Below are 15,308 nucleotides of genomic sequence, written 5' to 3'. Positions count from 1 at the left end.
CCAACGGCGTGGGCCCACGCCGCCAGGGTTCCCTGGCCGTGGGGCCCCACCGGCGAGGGTCGGTGGGGATTACTTGGGCACCAAGGCAGGCTGGCCGGCTTCGAAATAGTCCACGAGGTCCTGCCGCAGGGACGGAATTTCGCGGGCGGAACCGTCGCCGCGCAACGACTCTGTGGCCAGGACGCCGGCCGCGACCGCCTGGCGGGCTGCAATCGGGTTGGTCTCGGTCTGCCCGCCCTCGGCAGCAAAGCGGAGGAATTCGGCGATCAGGCGCGGATCGGCGCCGCCGTGGCCGCCTTCGCCGTCCCGGATCACGATCACGTCATCCGGCTCCGCGAAACCCGTCGTCCGCGTGGTCCAGACCTTGATCAGTTCGCCGGGGCCGTCGCCGAAGTTCTCGATCCGGCCCTTCGTTCCGATCACGGTGTAGTTCCGCCAGTAATCCGGCGTGAAATGGCACTGCTGGTAGGACGCCAGCACACCGTTGTCGAGGACCATGTTCATCATGGAAATATCCTCGACATCGATGGTCTCCGCGAGGTCCTTCTGCTCGGTGGGCGGCCAGTTGTCGATCGAAAACCAGTCACCCATGCGCTTGCCGCTGTTGTCGCTGCGCCTGGACACCGAGCCGTAGACGGCCAAATCCCCGACGGCGGATACGCGCCTGGTGTACCCCTTCGCGAGCCAGTGGATGACGTCGATGTCATGCGCCCCCTTCTGCAGCAAAAGCGAGGTGACGTTCTTGCGCTCGGAATGCCAGTCCTTGAAGTAGTAGTCTCCGCCGTGGCCGACGAAGTGCCGGCACCAAACGGCCTTGACCTCGCCGATCCTGCCTTCCTCTATGAGCTCGCGCATTTGGACCACCACGGGCATGTGCCGCATGTTGTGGCCGACGTAGAGCCTGGTGCCGGTTTCGTAGGCGGTCCGGAGGATCCGGTCCGCGGCCTCGATGGTGATATCAAGGGGCTTCTCGCAGAAAGTCGGGATTCCTGCCTTGAGGGTGCGGACCGCGACGGCGGCGTGCTGGTTGTCCGGAGTCAGGACCAGGACGGCGTCAATACCGCTGTTGAGGAGCTCCCCAAGATCGGCCGTAACGCGGGCGGTAGGGATCCGTTCGGCCGCATCCGCACGGCCACGTTCGCTCGTGTCGCACACAAAGGTGACTTCCGAGCCTTGGCCCGGCTTGTGCGCGTGGCGCCACAGGCCCGAGCGCAGGCCGAAGCCCACCAAGCCAATCTTCATGTCAACCGTTTCCATTTGCTGGTGAATCCTTCTGCTGGTTCTCAAAAAAGTCGTGTTGTGGCTGTGCGATGTGGTGCCGATTCCCGCACGAACAGTTGCCAAGGAAAGTCCATGACCGCCGGACCGGAAGCTGCTCCGCCGCGGGAAGCACCGCCGTCGACGGCTCGTTTCAGGAGGAGGCGCGCAATCCGGTCGAAGAAGTCCACCGGACCCACTGTGCTGAGGGAGGGCGACATCCGCTCGCCCTCAATGGTGTTGCCGACACCGATGATGTCCACGTCCCGGCCGACGGTCAGTCCAAGGCGCTGTGCGGCGTTGATGGCACTGACAGCGGCAAAGTCTGTCACCGCGTAGACCGCGGTGGGCCTGTCCTTCAGGCTGAGCAGACGCATGGTGGCGGCATAGGCACCCAGCGTGGTGCCGTCGAAGGTTCCCACGAAGTCCTCGTTCAAGGGGATACCCGCTTCTTCCAGCGCCGAGGTGTAGGCGCGGTACCGCGGGCCGCCCAAAGGCCGCCCGGCACCCGCGGGCACCAGGCACGCCACCTCGCGGTGGCCGTTCAGGAGATGCTCCACGGCAAGCTTGCAGCCGGGACCCGCAACGGATCGAATGACGTCGAAACCGGCAGGCTCGAGGGCCTCGTCGAAAACCACCAGGGTGGTGCCGCGTCCGGCGAGTTCCTCGAGGACGCCCCGGTCCTGTTCGCGCACGGCGTCCACGAACACTGCGTCGGCGTCGTGGCTTTGCAGGACCCGGGCCCAATCTGCGTCGCCGAGAATCATGGGGGTGATGCCCAGGGGGGCGGCGGCCCGCTGCACGGCTTCGATCACGGACAAGGACCACGGATCGGAGAGCATTGTCAGGGAGAGGATGACCGTGTTGGTCCGTCCGGTGCGGATGGCCCGGGCCGCCTGGTTGGGGTGGTAGCCGAGCCGTTCAGCGGCGGACTTCACCTTCTCGACGGTGGAATCGGACACGCCGGGTCCACCGTCGCCCCTGCGTCCTGACATCACATAGGACACCGTGGCCGTGGAGACCCCTGCTTCTGCCGCGACCATGCGGATCGTGGGACGCACTCCGGCGCCCGTGGCCTTGACCATGTCTCCCCTTCTTCGGCGGTGGCGGCACGCATGCCGCCACCGCTGGCGATCATTCTAGAAGTGTGTCCCCGTCAGGCGCCGAAGACCGGGACGTCGGACGGCAATGCCGCCTGGTACTCGTCACGGATCTTGTCGCCGCCGTCGGACTTCCAGCGCTTCAGCGCGTCCTTCAATTCGTCCATCTTGGCGCGTCCGGTGATGATGTCCACCACCTTGTCCCGGAACGGCGCCTGGATTTTCGCCCCGACCTTTGAGTTGGTGTCCGAGTAGGTGCTGTTGGTCGGATTGCGCCACGCCAGGTCCAGGAGTTTCTGTTCCTGCTGGATGATGTACTTGGTGTCCTCGTCGAAGCCCGGGTTGAAGATGACGTTCTCCGGGCTCGACATGATGTTCAACGCCGAGGCGAGTCCGGGGATGTTGGTATTTCCGGACTCGGTCATCTGCGGGCTGCCCTTCTGGTCCAGGGTGTAGTCCTTGCCGAGCTCGCCGTAGTTCTTCTGCATGTACTCAACGGTGCCGAACGGGGCGGACAAGTAGTTGATCAGGGACAGCAATTCGCGGATCCTGCCTTCGTCTGCCTTCTTGAATGGCGTGAATCCGACCGTGCCGTAGCCCATGTCATATGTCGGCTTGGCCTTTCCGTCCGCGCTGAATGGCACCAGGATGTCGAACTTCGCCGTTTCGCTCAGGGCCCGGTACTGGCGCATGCCGTGCGGACCGACGATGACCTGTGCGCCAACCGTGCCGTTGACCACGCGGTTGCGGATGTCCGTGGCTTTCGTGTCCGGGTAGAAGACTCCGGCGGCAAACATCTTCGCCGTGAACTCGACGCCTGCCGCGTAGGCATCCGTTTCATACAGATGCTTCAGGGTCCGGTCCTTGCCGACGGCCCAACCGTTAGGGGCACCGAACCACTCGGTGACCATGTGCAGGGCATTGATGTACGCCGGTTCAAGGGCGTAACGCTGCTCCCCCGGACGCGTGATTTCCTTGGCTTTCGCCAGGAACTCTTCGGCATTGCTGGCGTTGAATCCGCCTACTTTGTCCCAGGTTGCGTGGTTGCCGAGGTAGACCTGGCCGAAGGGAGTGCTCGGAATCGGAGCACCCCAGATCTTGCCGTTCACGACGGCGGTCTTCCAGGAGTCCGGCTTGAGCGCCGCAAGGTTGGGGTACTCAAGCACCGCGTCGCCGGAGAGGTACTTGGTAAGGTCCTGGAACTTGGCTTCGAGCATGGGACCGACATTGGGGATGCCCTGGTTCGGCGGAACCCACATCATGTCCGGGAGATCGTTGCTGGCCAGGACGGTGGCGAACTTGGCGGGGTAGCCGTCACCGATGTCCTCGGCAATCTGCAGGTCCAGGTCTCCGCCGAGCTTGGCATTGAGGCGTTGCCAGAAGGCGTTGTCCTTCATGCCCGGGCTCATCGTGTCGAAAGTCTCCGTCAGGCCGGTGACCTTGCCCTTGAGCGGGGCGGAGGTGACGGATTGCACCGGTGTGGGGAGCTTGAAGTAGGCGGACTGCAAGCCCTTGGCGTTCCCGGGGAGGTCCGGGGTCAGGCCGGTGAACTCCTTGTACGTCGGCAGTTTGACGGAAGCAGAGGCAGCGGCGCCCCCGTTTCCGGCCCCGCCGGCTCCTCCGCCACAAGCGGCGAGCCCAACGGTAGCGACGCTCAACCCGGCGAGGCCGAGGAACCCGCGCCGGCTGACGCCGGAAGTGCCTGGAATGGTACTGGTCATGGCAGAACCCTTTCTGAGGTGGTGTGGGTGGTGCAGTGTGATGGTTTGGTGCGTGGAGGCTTGGTGCTCGGCAGGCTGAGGCCTGGCTGGCGGCGCTAGCCCTTGACCGCGCCGGTAATGACGCCCTTGGCGAAGTGCTTCTGCAGGAACGGGTAGACCATGAGGATGGGGACCAGTGCAACCACCACTACGGCCATCTGGATGGATTGCGGTGGCGGCGCTGTGGTGATTCCCAGCTGGTCCGCGGCGCCGCTGCCCTGAACGACGAAGTTGCGCAGGAGCAACTGGATGGGCCACTTGCTGTGATCGTTGATGTAGAGCAGCGCGTTGAAGAATGAGTTCCAGAAACCCACCGCATAGAACAGCCCGACGACGGCGATCACGGCTTTGGACAGCGGCATCACGATGCGCCACAGAATTTGCCAGTCGGTGGCGCCGTCGATCCGCGCACTCTCGATCAGTTCACCCGGGATGTTCATGAAGAAGGACCTCATGACCACGAAGTTGAAGGCCCCGAAGATGCCGGGCAGAATCAGGGACCACAAGGAATCCAAGAGGTTCAGCTGGCGGATCATCAGGAACGATGGGATGAGCCCGGGAGCAAAAAGCAGCGTGAACAGCACCGCGAGGATCACCGGCCGGCCAAATAGGACGGTGCGGCTGGTGGCGTAGGCCATGGTGATTGTGACGAAAAGCGCCAGGACCGTGCCAATAGCGGTGACAAACATGGACACCCCGAGTGACTGGATGACCATGGGGCCCTTGAAGATGGTGACGTAGGCGTCCAGGGTTGGCCGCTCGGGCCACAGGACGAATCCACCCGCCCGCATGAGCTGATCGTTGTCCGCCAAGGAGGTGGACACGACCAACAGAATGGGCGTCAGGATGGAGACGCTGAAGACAATCAGGACCAGCGCCTTGATGGTTTGATAGAGGGGCGAAGGCCGCTCTTTCCAGACGGGCCGTTTGGGGTTGTAGCTCAGTTCCTTGACCTTGCGGGCGGCAAGGGTCTTTCCGGGGGTCAGTGTGGTTGCCATAGTGTTCTCCTGGTGCGAAATCCGGACTGGCCGGGACTAGCCCGGGGCTAGCCCGCGCGCTTTGCAAAAATTCCGTCTTCGCCGAAACGGTGGGCAAGTTTATTGGCGGCAAAGATCAGCAGGGCGCTGACCACTCCCTTGGCGAGTCCGGCGGCGGCGCCGGAACTCCATCCGCCGCCGATGACACCGGTGTAATAGGTGAAGGTGTCCAGGACTTCCGCGGCTCCGGCCCCGACTGCGTCGCGCTGCAGGATGAACTGCTCGAAGCCCACCGAAAGAATGTCGCCGATCCGGAGGATGAGCAGCAGGACGATGACAGGACGGAGCCCGGGGAGCGTGATGTGCCACATCCGACGCCAGCGGCCTGCGCCGTCAGCCGCGGCTGCCTCATACAGCGATGCATCGATGCTGGCGAGAGCCGCCAGGAAGATGATCATTGCCCAGCCGGCGTCCTTCCAGATCATCTGAGCGACCACCAGGACAGGGAAAGACTCGGGGTTGGTCATGAATGGCACGGCTTCCATGCCGAACTGCCGCAAGGTGTTGTTCACAAACCCCGCGCCGCCGAGCATCTGCTGGAAGAAGGCGATAACCAGCACCCAGGAAAGGAAGTGCGGCAGGTAGGCGATGCTCTGGAACACTTTCCGCACCCGGGCGCTCACCAGCGAGTCCACGATCAACGCCAACACCAGGGGCACCGGGAACAAGAAGACCAGTTGCCACGCGGCCAAGTAGAGGGTGTTCCAGAAGGCGTGGACGAAGTCCGGGTTGCCGAACAGATCAACGAAGTTCTGCCAACCTACCCAGAGGCTGTCTCCGATCCCGAGGTAGGGCTGGTAGTCCTGGAACGCGATCACGTTGCCCAGGATGGGAACGTAGAAGAACAGCAGCAGGAACGCGATGCCCGGGAGCATCATCAGGAGCATCTGCTTGTCGCGGCGCAGGCGGGACCTGAAAGACTGCGTCGTCGGAACGGGAGGCTTGTTCCGATTCGGCCTGCCCCTGCTCAGCCGCTTCCCTTCGGCATGGGCCGGGACGCGGTCCGCATCCGGCAGCGCCGGGGCTTCTTCCGTCGTCGAGTTCATGCGTTCTCCTCGTGTTTTGGTGGCGCGTGGTGGGTTCGCTGGGAACCGGGGCGGCGTTTCGAATGCCATGTGATGCCAGCCACGTTCGTTAACCGTTTAACAAACCATAAGTGACGCCCATCTCTTTTGCAAGATCATGATTGAAACTTGACCGGAAGATCAGATTTCGTCACCGGACGCGAAAATTGCGGACACGACCGCGTGCGCGACTGAACCAAGAGCAAGCGCACCGGCGGGACTCTGCTCGCGCCGTCGTCGTCGAAAGGTTGCTGCAGCTTTGGCGCGCACGCACGGTGGAGTGCTCGTGGCGCCCGCTTCCTACACGCTGCCTCCGTAGCCCAGCCGACGTCCGCCGCCATCGGGCATCGCCGGCAGGGTACCTGCGATGATGCGGTTGGCGGTCACTGTGGTGCCACTCTTCGTACCGGACAAAGCGACGGTGTCGCCCGCTTTCAGGTCGGTAGCCTTGATGGTCTGGGGCGATGGACGACGGCCTTGCGTGCCCGTTCCGGCAGCAGGGAACTTGACGATGGTGGTTGACGATGTGATCGCGTAGCTCTGCGTGAAGCCGTCATCGCTCTTCACGGAAATGTTCGAATCGCTGACCGACTGCACGGCGCCGCGCTGCGTCACCACGGTCGTGAAGGTGCCGTCTTTGTTCTTGACCGTGAACTCACCGTGGACTTCCGGGCCTGCGAAGCCGCGCGGCAGCACGGGAAAATGCTTGGCGTTACCGGGCGACGGGGTGGCGGGCGACGTTGTTCCAGGCGTTGCTACGCCCGTAGGCGTCGCGCTCAACACGTACGAAGGGATGATCTGGCCGGCAGCCCACACTGCGGCCACACCACCGCCGCTCAAGACGACGGCGATCCCGCCGGCGATGAGGGCCTTACGAAGGCCCGGAGTCATGGTGGACATGGCCGAATCCTTTCTCCGCTCCTCCCCGAACCGGTAAGGGGCGGGCAGCAAAGAACTGATGACTCCATATTGTGCCTTTAAGCTGTGTGCCTGCTGTGGATCCAGACACAACTAGGTCGCAGTTGGTGTCGTTTTGACGGCATAACGACATTAACTGCGACCTAGTCGGGTGAGGCGGTGGGTGGGCCCACGCCGCCAGGGTTCCCTGGCCGAGCGAAGCGAGGCAAGGGAGGCGGTGGGTGGGCCCACGCCGCCAGGGTTCCCTGGCCGAGCGAAGCGAGGCAAGGGAGGCGGTGGGTGGGCCCACGCCGCCAGGGTTCCCTGGCCGAGCGAAGCGAGGCAAGGGAGGCGGTGGGTGGGCCCACGCCGCCAGGGTTCCCTGGCCGAGCGAAGCGAGGCAAGGGAGGCGGTGGGGACTAGCCTTCGACGCCGAGCCTCTCCAGGATCAGCTCCTTGACGCGGCCGGCGTCGGCCTGCCCGCGGGTGGCTTTCATGACTCCCCCGACGATCGCACCGATGGCCTGAAGCTTGCCGCTGCGGATCTTCTCCGCGACGTCGGGCTGGGCCGCAAGTGCGGCGTCGATCGCTTCCAGCAAGGGGGCGTCGTCGGACACGACGGCGAGGCCGCGCTTCTCGACGATCTCCGCCGGGGTGCCCTCGCCGGCGAGGACGCCGTCGAGCACCTGGGAAGCCATCTTGTTGTTGATCTTTCCGCCCTCGACGAGCTTGTTGAGCTCCACGATGGTCTCGGGGGTGACGCCGAGCTCGGAGGGATCGACGTCGGCCGTCTTGGCGCGTCCCACGATCTCGCCCATCCACCACTTGCGGGCCACGGAGGCGCTGGCCCCGGCCGCGATGGTTTCCTCGATGGAGTCCATGACGCCGGCGTTCACGACATCGCGGAACTCGAGGTCCGAATAGCCCCAGTCAGCCTGGAGCCGCTTGCGGCGGGCCGCGGGTGGCTCGGGGAGCGTGGCGCGGAGTTCCTCCACCCATTCACGGGACGCGAGGACCGGAACGAGGTCCGGCTCAGGGAAGTAGCGGTAGTCGTCGGCGTCGGACTTTGCGCGGCCCGACGTCGTTGTGCGCGTGTCCTCGTGCCAGTGGCGCGTTTCCTGGATGACCGGCTCGCCGGAGTCCAGGACGGCAGCGTGGCGCTGGATTTCGTAACGGACGGCGTGCTCGACGGCGCGCAACGAGTTCACGTTCTTCGTCTCCGAACGGATGCCGAAGCGTTCGCGGCCGTGCGGGCGCAACGAAACGTTCGCGTCGCAACGGACGTTGCCCCGTTCCATCTTGGCGTCGGAAACCCCAAGGTTCTTGACGATCTCGCGGACAGCGGCAACGTATGCCTTGGCGAGCTCGGGTGCGCGGCTGCCGGCGCCCTCGATCGGCTTGGTGACGATTTCCACGAGCGGAACACCGGAACGGTTGTAGTCCACGAGCGAGTAGTCGGCACCCTGGATGCGGCCCGTCGCGCCGCCCATGTGGGTGAGCTTGCCGGCGTCTTCCTCCATGTGCGCCCGCTCGATCTCCACGCGGAACACGGTACCGTCCGAGAGCTCGATGTCCAGGTAGCCGTCGTAAGCGATGGGTTCGTCGTACTGGGAGGTCTGGAAGTTCTTGGGGGTGTCCGGGTAGAAGTAGTTCTTCCGGGCGAAGCGGCAATACTCGGCGATCTTGCAGTTCAGGGCAAGGCCGATCTTGATGGAAGATTCCACTGCCGTCTTGTTCAGCACAGGCAGGACGCCGGGCATGCCAAGGTCAACCTCGTTGACGTTGGTGTTCGGCTCGTCGCCGAAGACGTTGGGTGCGGAGGAGAACATCTTGGTCTTGGTGTTGAGCTCCACGTGGACTTCGAAGCCAAGGACGGGATCGTACTTCTCCATGGCCTCTTCGAAACTGAGGATGGCGTCGGTAGACATCAGTTGGAACCTCCGGCGATGGTGGAGCTGGAACCGAGAACGGGGGCTCGGTCCAACAGCGGGCCACCCCACTTCTGTTCGAGCAAGGATTCAAGAACGGCACCCACGCGGTACAGTCGGGCATCCTCGCGGGCAGGAGCCAAAAGCTGGATGCCTACGGGCAGTCCGTCTTCGTCAGCCAAGCCGCCGGGGAGAGACAAGCCGGGAATGCCCGCCATGTTCGCCGGGATGGTGGCGACGTCGTTGAGGTACATGGCCAGCGGATCGTCGAGCTTCTCCCCCAGCTTGAAGGCCGTGGTGGGAGCCGTGGGCGAAATCAGGACGTCGGCCTGGGCGAACGCGGCGTCGAAATCGCGCTGAATGAGCGTACGGACCTTCTGGGCCGAGCCGTAGTAGGCGTCGTAATAGCCGGCGCTCAGGGCGTAGGTGCCCAGGATGATGCGTCGCTTGACCTCATCGCCGAAACCGGCGGCGCGGGTAGCGGCCATGACGCGTTCGATCGTCATGGGGCCGTCCTCGGGCAGGACACGCAGGCCGTAGCGCACGCCGTCGAATTTGGCCAGGTTGCTGGAGACCTCGGACGGCATGATCAGGTAGTAGGCGCCCAACGCGTACTTGAAGTTGGGGCAGGAAACCTCGACGATTTCCGCGCCGGCCCCCTTGAGCAGCTCAAGGGACTCATTGAAACGGGTCTCGACGCCGGCCTGGTAGCCCTCGCCGTGGAGTTCCTTGATGATGCCGATCTTCATGCCCGTGACGTTGCCCGTCTTGGCTGCGGCAACAAGCGTGTCGAAAGGATCCGTCAGGGACGTCGAGTCAAAGGGATCGTGCCCGCCGATGACTTCCTGCAGGAGGGCCGAGTCCAGCACGGTCCGCGAAACGGGGCCGATCTGGTCCAGCGACGACGCCATGGCGATCGCGCCGTAGCGGGAAACAGCGCCATAGGTGGGCTTCATGCCAACCGTGCCGGTGACGGCGGCTGGCTGGCGGATGGATCCACCGGTGTCCGTACCGAGGGCCAGCGGAGCTTCGAAAGCCGCGACGGCGGCAGCGGAGCCACCGCCCGAGCCACCGGGAATGCGGTCCAGGTCCCAAGGGTTGCGGGTGGGGCCGTACGCCGAGTGTTCCGTGGAGGAACCCATGGCGAATTCGTCCAGGTTGGTCTTGCCCAGAATGGGCATCTTCGCTGCGCGCAGCTTCTTGATGACGGTGGCGTCGTAGGGGCTGTGCCAGCCCTCGAGGATCTTGGAGCCGGCCGTGGTTGGCTGGCCGATCGTCACGATGAGGTCCTTGACGGCGATGGGTACGCCCGCGAGTTCGTGCAACGCCCCGGCCTCGGCACCGCCGGCGGCGCGGATCGCGTCAACCTCGGCGGCGACGGCGAGCGCTTCTTCACTGTTGACGTGCAAAAAAGCATGGATGCCGTCAGCCCCGCCGTCTACAAGGGCAATGCGGTCCAGGTACGCCTGGGTGACCTCGACGGACGTGACCTCGCGCGCGGCCAGCTTGGCGGCGATTTGAGCAGCGGACAGGCGGATGAGTTCGGTGTTGTTCAATTCAGTCATGCGCTTAGTCCTCATCCAGGATTGCCGGAACCTTGAAGCGACCCTCGAAGGAATCCGGAGCCCCGGACAGCGCCTGCTCAGCGGTAAACGTGTGGCCCACAACGTCCTCACGGAACACGTTGCTCAACGGAATCGGGTGGGACGTAGCGGGGACATCGTCCCCGGCCGCTTCGCTGACGGACTTCACCGAATCCACGATGACGGCAAGCTCGCCGGCCATCCTGTCCAGCTCTTCGGCACTCATTTCAATGTGAGCCAGACGCGCAAGATGCGCGACGTCGTCACGGTTGATCGCAGCCATGGATCTCCCCTGCAAAGTTCAAATGGTTTTCCGGACTAGTCTACGTTGGTTGGACGACGAACAACGCGGGGTCACTTACGGCCCATCCGGAGGTCCGGAATGGGCCGTAAGTGACCCCGCGTTGCCTGGCGCGGGTGATTGGTTTTGTTACCCGATGCCGATGGCTCCTGTCAGCATGCCTACTGCGAGCATGACGATCGAGATAACCGCTGTGCGCCACAGGACCTTCTTGTGGTGGTCGCCCAGTTCTACCTTGGCCAAGGACACCAACAGCAGGATCGCAGGGACCAGGGGGCTCTGCAGATGGAAGGGCTGGCCGGTGATGGAGGCCCGGGCCATTTCTGCGCCGCTGATGCCGTAGTGCGCGGCGGTTTCGCTCAGGACCGGGAGGACGCCGAAGTAGAAGGCGTCGTTGCTCATGAAGAACGTCATCGGAATGCTGAGCAGGCCCGTGATGACAGCCATGAAGGGACCCATCTCGGCGGGGATGATGTGGACCAGCCACGCGGACATTTCCTTGACCATGCCGGTGCCGTTGAGGACACCCGTGAGAACGGCCGCCGCCATGACCATGCTGACCACGGCAACAATGGACGGTGCGTGGGCCACCAACTGCGCGCCTTGTTCCTTGACCTTGGGGAAGTTCACCAACAAGGCGATGGCGGAACCCACCATGAAGACGTACGGCAGCGGCACCAGGTTGGCCACCAGCATGACCATCACAGCGACGGTCAGGCCGAGGTTGAACCAGAAGAGCTTGGGGCGCAGGGTCTTGCGGTTGGGATCGAGCGCGGTGTCGGTCAAACCGGTGTGGTGGGCGTCAACCAAGGTTTCGGTGCTTTCCAGGACCACGACGCCGGCGCCTCCGCCGGTGCCGGGCTTACCGTTTTTGAGGCTCGCGCCGGGACCACGGCCCGAGGATCCGGTGCCGGTACGGCCGCGGTGCGTGCCGCCGTCGAACACGTCCCCTGCGTTGGCGACATCGCCCCAGATCTCGGGAGCGGTGGCGCGGAGGCGGTTGCGTTCCTGAAGGCCCAAGAGCCAGGAGAACACGAAGACGACGACGAGGCCCGCGATGAGGGACGGGACCATCGGAACAAACACGTCGTTGACGTCGATCTTGAGGGCCGTGGCCGCGCGGGCTGTGGGGCCACCCCAGGGCAGGATGTTCATGGTGCCGTTGGCCAGACCGGCAACACAGGTCAGGACTACGGGGCTCATCTTCAAACGGAGGTAGACGGGCAGCATAGCCGCCGTGGTCAGGATGAAGGTGGTGGAGCCGTCTCCGTCGAGCGATACCGCGGCAGCAAGAATGGCGGTGCCGAGGACCACTTTTGCGGGGTCGTTGCCCAGCTTGCGGAGAATGAGCTTGACCAGCGGGTCGAAGAGTCCGACGTCGATCATGAGTCCGAAGTACACGATCGCGAACATCAGGAGTGCGGCCGTGGACGTCATGGACTTCATCGAATCCATCACCATGCTTCCGATGCCAAGACCGGCACCCGCAAACAAGCCGAAGATGGTGGGAACGATGATCAGCGCCAGAACGGGCGTCAACTTCTTTGTCATGATCAGCACCATGAACACCGCAATCATTGCGAATCCAAGCAATACCAGCACAGCCGGCTCCTTACTACAGGGAACGGCATCACGTCGATGTGATGCGCGATACAGAACGTATAGTGGCGACGCTCACAGCGAGGCGTTTGTGGGATTTGATGGACATACTGCTGATTGAGAGCATTTTGCTCATTGTGCTCAATGCTTCAATGGAGAGGTAGACGTAGAAGTACAGCGCCGCTGCTGCCCTGCTCCAGCCGGCCAATCCCAGCCGTAAGGAGGCAGGATGCCCAGGATTGCCCTGCGGTTCTCGACGCAGACCCTGCTCCTGCAGCTCGGAGTGGTCCTCTTGGTGGTGCTGCTCAGCGGCACTGTCCATGTGTGGCTCGTCTATGGGCGGATCGGCGCCGAGGCGGAAAACCAGGCACTCACCTTGGCGCGCACTGTGGCCTCGGATCCCGAGCTCCGATCCCAGGTCCAAGCCATCAGCAACGAGCCAGGAACTCCGCCTCCTGCAGTGCTCGCGACCGGCCCCATCCAGGAAGCCGCAGAGGCTGCCAGGGGCCGCACCGGTGCTTTGTTCGTCGTCGTCACGGACGAGACCGGCTTGCGGCTGGCCCACCCGGACCTGGTCCGGCTCGGCGAACGGGTCAGCACGGATCCCTCGGATGCCCTGTCCGGAAAGGAAGTCACCACCCGGAACACCGGCACCCTGGGACCATCCGCGGGCGCCAAGGTCCCGGTCTTCGCGCCGGGTTCCGCCACAACTGTGGTGGGCGAAGTCAGCGTGGGCTATTCCATGGAGACTCTCGGCCAAAGCCTTGCCGAGGACATCGTCCCGATCGCCCTGACCACGGCGGGCTCCCTGGTTGCCGGCGTCCTGGCGTCCTTCCTCCTCCGCCGCCGTTTGCAACGCCTGACCCTGGGCCTCGAACCCGAAGAAATCAGCACGCTGGTACATGACCAGGTGGCCGTGCTGCAGGGCGTGGACGACGGCGTGATCGGTATTTCCGCCGATGGCCGCATCACGGTCTTCAATGCCGCGGCGAGGCGGTTGCTGGGCATGCCGGAAGGACCGGAAACGCCTGGCTCGCCTCCCAAAACCAGCGCCACCGATGGGCATGTCCTCACAGGCGCCGACTGGACCGGCCCTGCCTGGACAGGCACCGCCTGGGCCGAAGCCGCCGTCCCGGCACAGCTGAAGGCCCTCACCCAACCGTCGGCGCACGACGCCGAAGCCGTGGAAATTGTCGCCGGCGGCCGGGTCCTCGTTGCCAATGCCCGCAAGGCGCTGCACCGTAAAGAGGATCTCGGCTGGGTTGTCATGCTCAGGGACCGCACTGAACTGCAACAACTGACGCGCCAGCTCGACGCAGTCGGCACCATGTCCGCCGCGCTGCGGGCCCAGCGCCACGAGTTCGCGAACCAGCTCCACACGATCGCCGGCTTCATGAGCATCGGCCAACACGGCCAAGCCAAGGACTACCTCGCCAGGATCTCCGCCACCGGGCCGCTGAAGTTTCCTGTGCAGCAAGCCGAGCTCCTGCAGGATCCCTATCTGCAGGCGTTCGTCGGCGCGAAAGGCGTAGAGGCGGATGAGCGAGGCGTGGACTTGCGTATCGGTCCAGAGACCCTGGTGCGGGGCCACGTCACCGAGCCGCAGGACGTCACCACGGTTCTTGGCAACCTGATCGACAACGCCGTCAACGCCGCCGTCGCCGGCTCTTCGACGCGACGCTGGGTGGAGCTTGAGCTGCTCGACGAACCAGGGCCCGACGGCGGCACGCTGCACATCGTCGTCGCGGACTCCGGCGATGGTCTGGGCGATGTCGAGCCCGAGAGGGTGTTCGCGGAAGGATTCACGACGGCGGCGCCCGAAGGAGGGATCGGCAAGTCGGGTGGGCAGGGACTCGGACTCGCGTTGGTCCGGCAGCTCGCGCGGCGTCGCGGAGGCGATGTGCGCGTCTTGACGCCCGGCTCTCCCGGCGGTCCGGGCGCCGTCTTCATGGCCGCCATACCCGGGGTTACCGGCGCGCCGGTCGATGCCTCACCAGCCGAACCCACCAGAGCAACCGAACCGTCCACAGCAACCGAACCCAAGGAACGACAGCAATGAGCAAAGACTTCAGGGTGTTGATTGTGGATGACGACTTCCACGTCGCCAGGCTCCACGCCGCCTACGTCGATTCCGTGGCTGGTTTCCTGGCCTTGGCTCCGGTGGGATCCACGGCTCAGGCGCTGCAGTCCGTGCATAGCCTTCGGCCGGACCTCGTGCTGCTGGACGTCTATCTGCCGGACGGTTCGGGCCTGGATCTGCTGGGGCAACTCGATGTGGATGCCATGATGCTCACCGCGGCTTCCGACGCCGTGTCCATCAGGACAGCCCTGCGCCGCGGGTCCCTGGCCTATCTGTTGAAACCGTTCACCGCCGAATCATTGTCGCAGCAACTGCGTTCCTATGCCCGATACCGGAGGATCCTCGGCCAGCAGCACGCTGTGGACCAGGAGACCATCGAACGGGCCAAGCGGGCACTCATCGCCGGCGACGTGGCGCCGTCGGGAAAGCCGCGCTCAGCGACGGAAGCGTCCGTGCTGGAGTCCTTGGCGCCGGGGGAACAATACTCCGCGGCAGAGGTTGCGGAACGGGTGGGAGTCTCACGCGCCACGGCGCAACGGTACCTGTCCTCGCTGGCCGACGACGGCGCCGTCGAAATCCAACTGCGTTACGGCACCACAGGCCGCCCGGAGCATCGCTACGGCGTCCCCGGGCGAACTGGCAGCAAATGACCCTTGCCCCGATTTTGCGGGCATCTACTGCCAGCTCGCGCCCAACTCTTGA

The 15,308-nt window shown here is 64.3% G+C and carries 12 protein-coding genes; 2 read left to right on the top strand and 10 right to left on the bottom strand.

What is annotated here, in order from left to right; all coding sequences use genetic code 11:
* Positions 1-69 precede the first annotated feature (69 nt).
* The 10 genes from LFT43_RS06205 to LFT43_RS06160 form a co-directional block, all read right to left on the bottom strand.
* A complete protein-coding gene (locus LFT43_RS06205; protein WP_395801655.1) occupies positions 70-1,257 on the bottom strand; it encodes a Gfo/Idh/MocA family protein in 1,188 nt (395 codons plus the stop codon).
* A 26-nt stretch (positions 1,258-1,283) separates the two neighbouring features.
* Positions 1,284-2,342 (bottom strand): LacI family DNA-binding transcriptional regulator, encoded by a 1,059-nt coding sequence (locus tag LFT43_RS06200; protein ID WP_395801654.1) that lies wholly within the window; start codon positions 2,340-2,342, stop codon positions 1,284-1,286.
* A 71-nt stretch (positions 2,343-2,413) separates the two neighbouring features.
* Complete coding sequence (locus LFT43_RS06195) at positions 2,414-4,078, bottom strand: sugar ABC transporter substrate-binding protein (protein ID WP_395801653.1); 1,665 nt, start codon at positions 4,076-4,078, stop codon at positions 2,414-2,416.
* A 95-nt stretch (positions 4,079-4,173) separates the two neighbouring features.
* On the bottom strand, positions 4,174-5,115 hold the full coding sequence (locus LFT43_RS06190) for a carbohydrate ABC transporter permease (protein WP_395801652.1): 942 nt from the start codon (positions 5,113-5,115) through the stop codon (positions 4,174-4,176).
* Positions 5,116-5,162: 47 nt separating this feature from the next.
* Positions 5,163-6,200 (bottom strand): ABC transporter permease, encoded by a 1,038-nt coding sequence (locus LFT43_RS06185; RefSeq protein WP_395801651.1) that lies wholly within the window; start codon positions 6,198-6,200, stop codon positions 5,163-5,165.
* Between the two features lie 318 nt (positions 6,201-6,518).
* Entirely contained in the window at positions 6,519-7,118 is a 600-nt protein-coding gene (locus tag LFT43_RS06180) for a hypothetical protein (protein WP_395801650.1), read from the bottom strand.
* Between the two features lie 416 nt (positions 7,119-7,534).
* Positions 7,535-9,043 (bottom strand): Asp-tRNA(Asn)/Glu-tRNA(Gln) amidotransferase subunit GatB, encoded by a 1,509-nt coding sequence (gene gatB, locus LFT43_RS06175; RefSeq protein WP_395801649.1) that lies wholly within the window; start codon positions 9,041-9,043, stop codon positions 7,535-7,537.
* On the bottom strand, positions 9,043-10,608 hold the full coding sequence (gatA, locus tag LFT43_RS06170) for an Asp-tRNA(Asn)/Glu-tRNA(Gln) amidotransferase subunit GatA (RefSeq protein ID WP_395801648.1): 1,566 nt from the start codon (positions 10,606-10,608) through the stop codon (positions 9,043-9,045). Before gatA ends, gatB begins: the two co-directional genes overlap by 1 nt.
* A 4-nt stretch (positions 10,609-10,612) precedes the next feature.
* On the bottom strand, positions 10,613-10,909 hold the full coding sequence (gene gatC, locus LFT43_RS06165; RefSeq protein ID WP_078105822.1) for an Asp-tRNA(Asn)/Glu-tRNA(Gln) amidotransferase subunit GatC: 297 nt from the start codon (positions 10,907-10,909) through the stop codon (positions 10,613-10,615).
* Positions 10,910-11,056: 147 nt separating this feature from the next.
* Positions 11,057-12,529, bottom strand: coding sequence for a CitMHS family transporter (locus LFT43_RS06160; RefSeq protein ID WP_395801647.1), 1,473 nt, complete (start codon positions 12,527-12,529; stop codon positions 11,057-11,059).
* Between the two features lie 226 nt (positions 12,530-12,755).
* On the opposite strand from LFT43_RS06160, the gene LFT43_RS06155 reads away from it, so the two are divergent.
* On the top strand, positions 12,756-14,585 hold the full coding sequence (locus LFT43_RS06155; protein ID WP_395801646.1) for an ATP-binding protein: 1,830 nt from the start codon (positions 12,756-12,758) through the stop codon (positions 14,583-14,585).
* On the top strand, positions 14,582-15,256 hold the full coding sequence (locus LFT43_RS06150; protein ID WP_395801645.1) for a response regulator: 675 nt from the start codon (positions 14,582-14,584) through the stop codon (positions 15,254-15,256). The genes LFT43_RS06155 and LFT43_RS06150 overlap by 4 nt, the downstream gene beginning before the upstream one ends.
* Positions 15,257-15,308 lie beyond the last annotated feature (52 nt).

Source organism: Arthrobacter sp. FW306-04-A, assembly GCF_044358315.1.
Taxonomy (GTDB): domain Bacteria; phylum Actinomycetota; class Actinomycetes; order Actinomycetales; family Micrococcaceae; genus Arthrobacter.
The sequence above is the reverse complement of the archived record's forward strand: the minus strand, read 5'-3'. Positions and strand labels throughout refer to the sequence as shown.

Excerpts from the sequence above, each read along its gene's own strand:
- gatA (WP_395801648.1), bottom strand. The coding sequence starts at position 10,608 with ATGACTGAATTGAACAACACCGAACTCATCCGCCTGTCCGCTGCTCAA.
- LFT43_RS06150 (WP_395801645.1), top strand. The coding sequence starts at position 14,582 with ATGAGCAAAGACTTCAGGGTGTTGATTGTGGATGACGACTTCCACGTC.
- gatB (WP_395801649.1), bottom strand. The coding sequence starts at position 9,043 with ATGTCTACCGACGCCATCCTCAGTTTCGAAGAGGCCATGGAGAAGTAC.
- LFT43_RS06190 (WP_395801652.1), bottom strand. The coding sequence starts at position 5,115 with ATGGCAACCACACTGACCCCCGGAAAGACCCTTGCCGCCCGCAAGGTC.
- LFT43_RS06180 (WP_395801650.1), bottom strand. The coding sequence starts at position 7,118 with ATGTCCACCATGACTCCGGGCCTTCGTAAGGCCCTCATCGCCGGCGGG.
- LFT43_RS06195 (WP_395801653.1), bottom strand. The coding sequence starts at position 4,078 with ATGACCAGTACCATTCCAGGCACTTCCGGCGTCAGCCGGCGCGGGTTC.
- LFT43_RS06155 (WP_395801646.1), top strand. The coding sequence starts at position 12,756 with ATGCCCAGGATTGCCCTGCGGTTCTCGACGCAGACCCTGCTCCTGCAG.
- LFT43_RS06200 (WP_395801654.1), bottom strand. The coding sequence starts at position 2,342 with ATGGTCAAGGCCACGGGCGCCGGAGTGCGTCCCACGATCCGCATGGTC.
- gatC (WP_078105822.1), bottom strand. The coding sequence starts at position 10,909 with ATGGCTGCGATCAACCGTGACGACGTCGCGCATCTTGCGCGTCTGGCT.
- LFT43_RS06185 (WP_395801651.1), bottom strand. The coding sequence starts at position 6,200 with ATGAACTCGACGACGGAAGAAGCCCCGGCGCTGCCGGATGCGGACCGC.
- LFT43_RS06205 (WP_395801655.1), bottom strand. The coding sequence starts at position 1,257 with ATGGAAACGGTTGACATGAAGATTGGCTTGGTGGGCTTCGGCCTGCGC.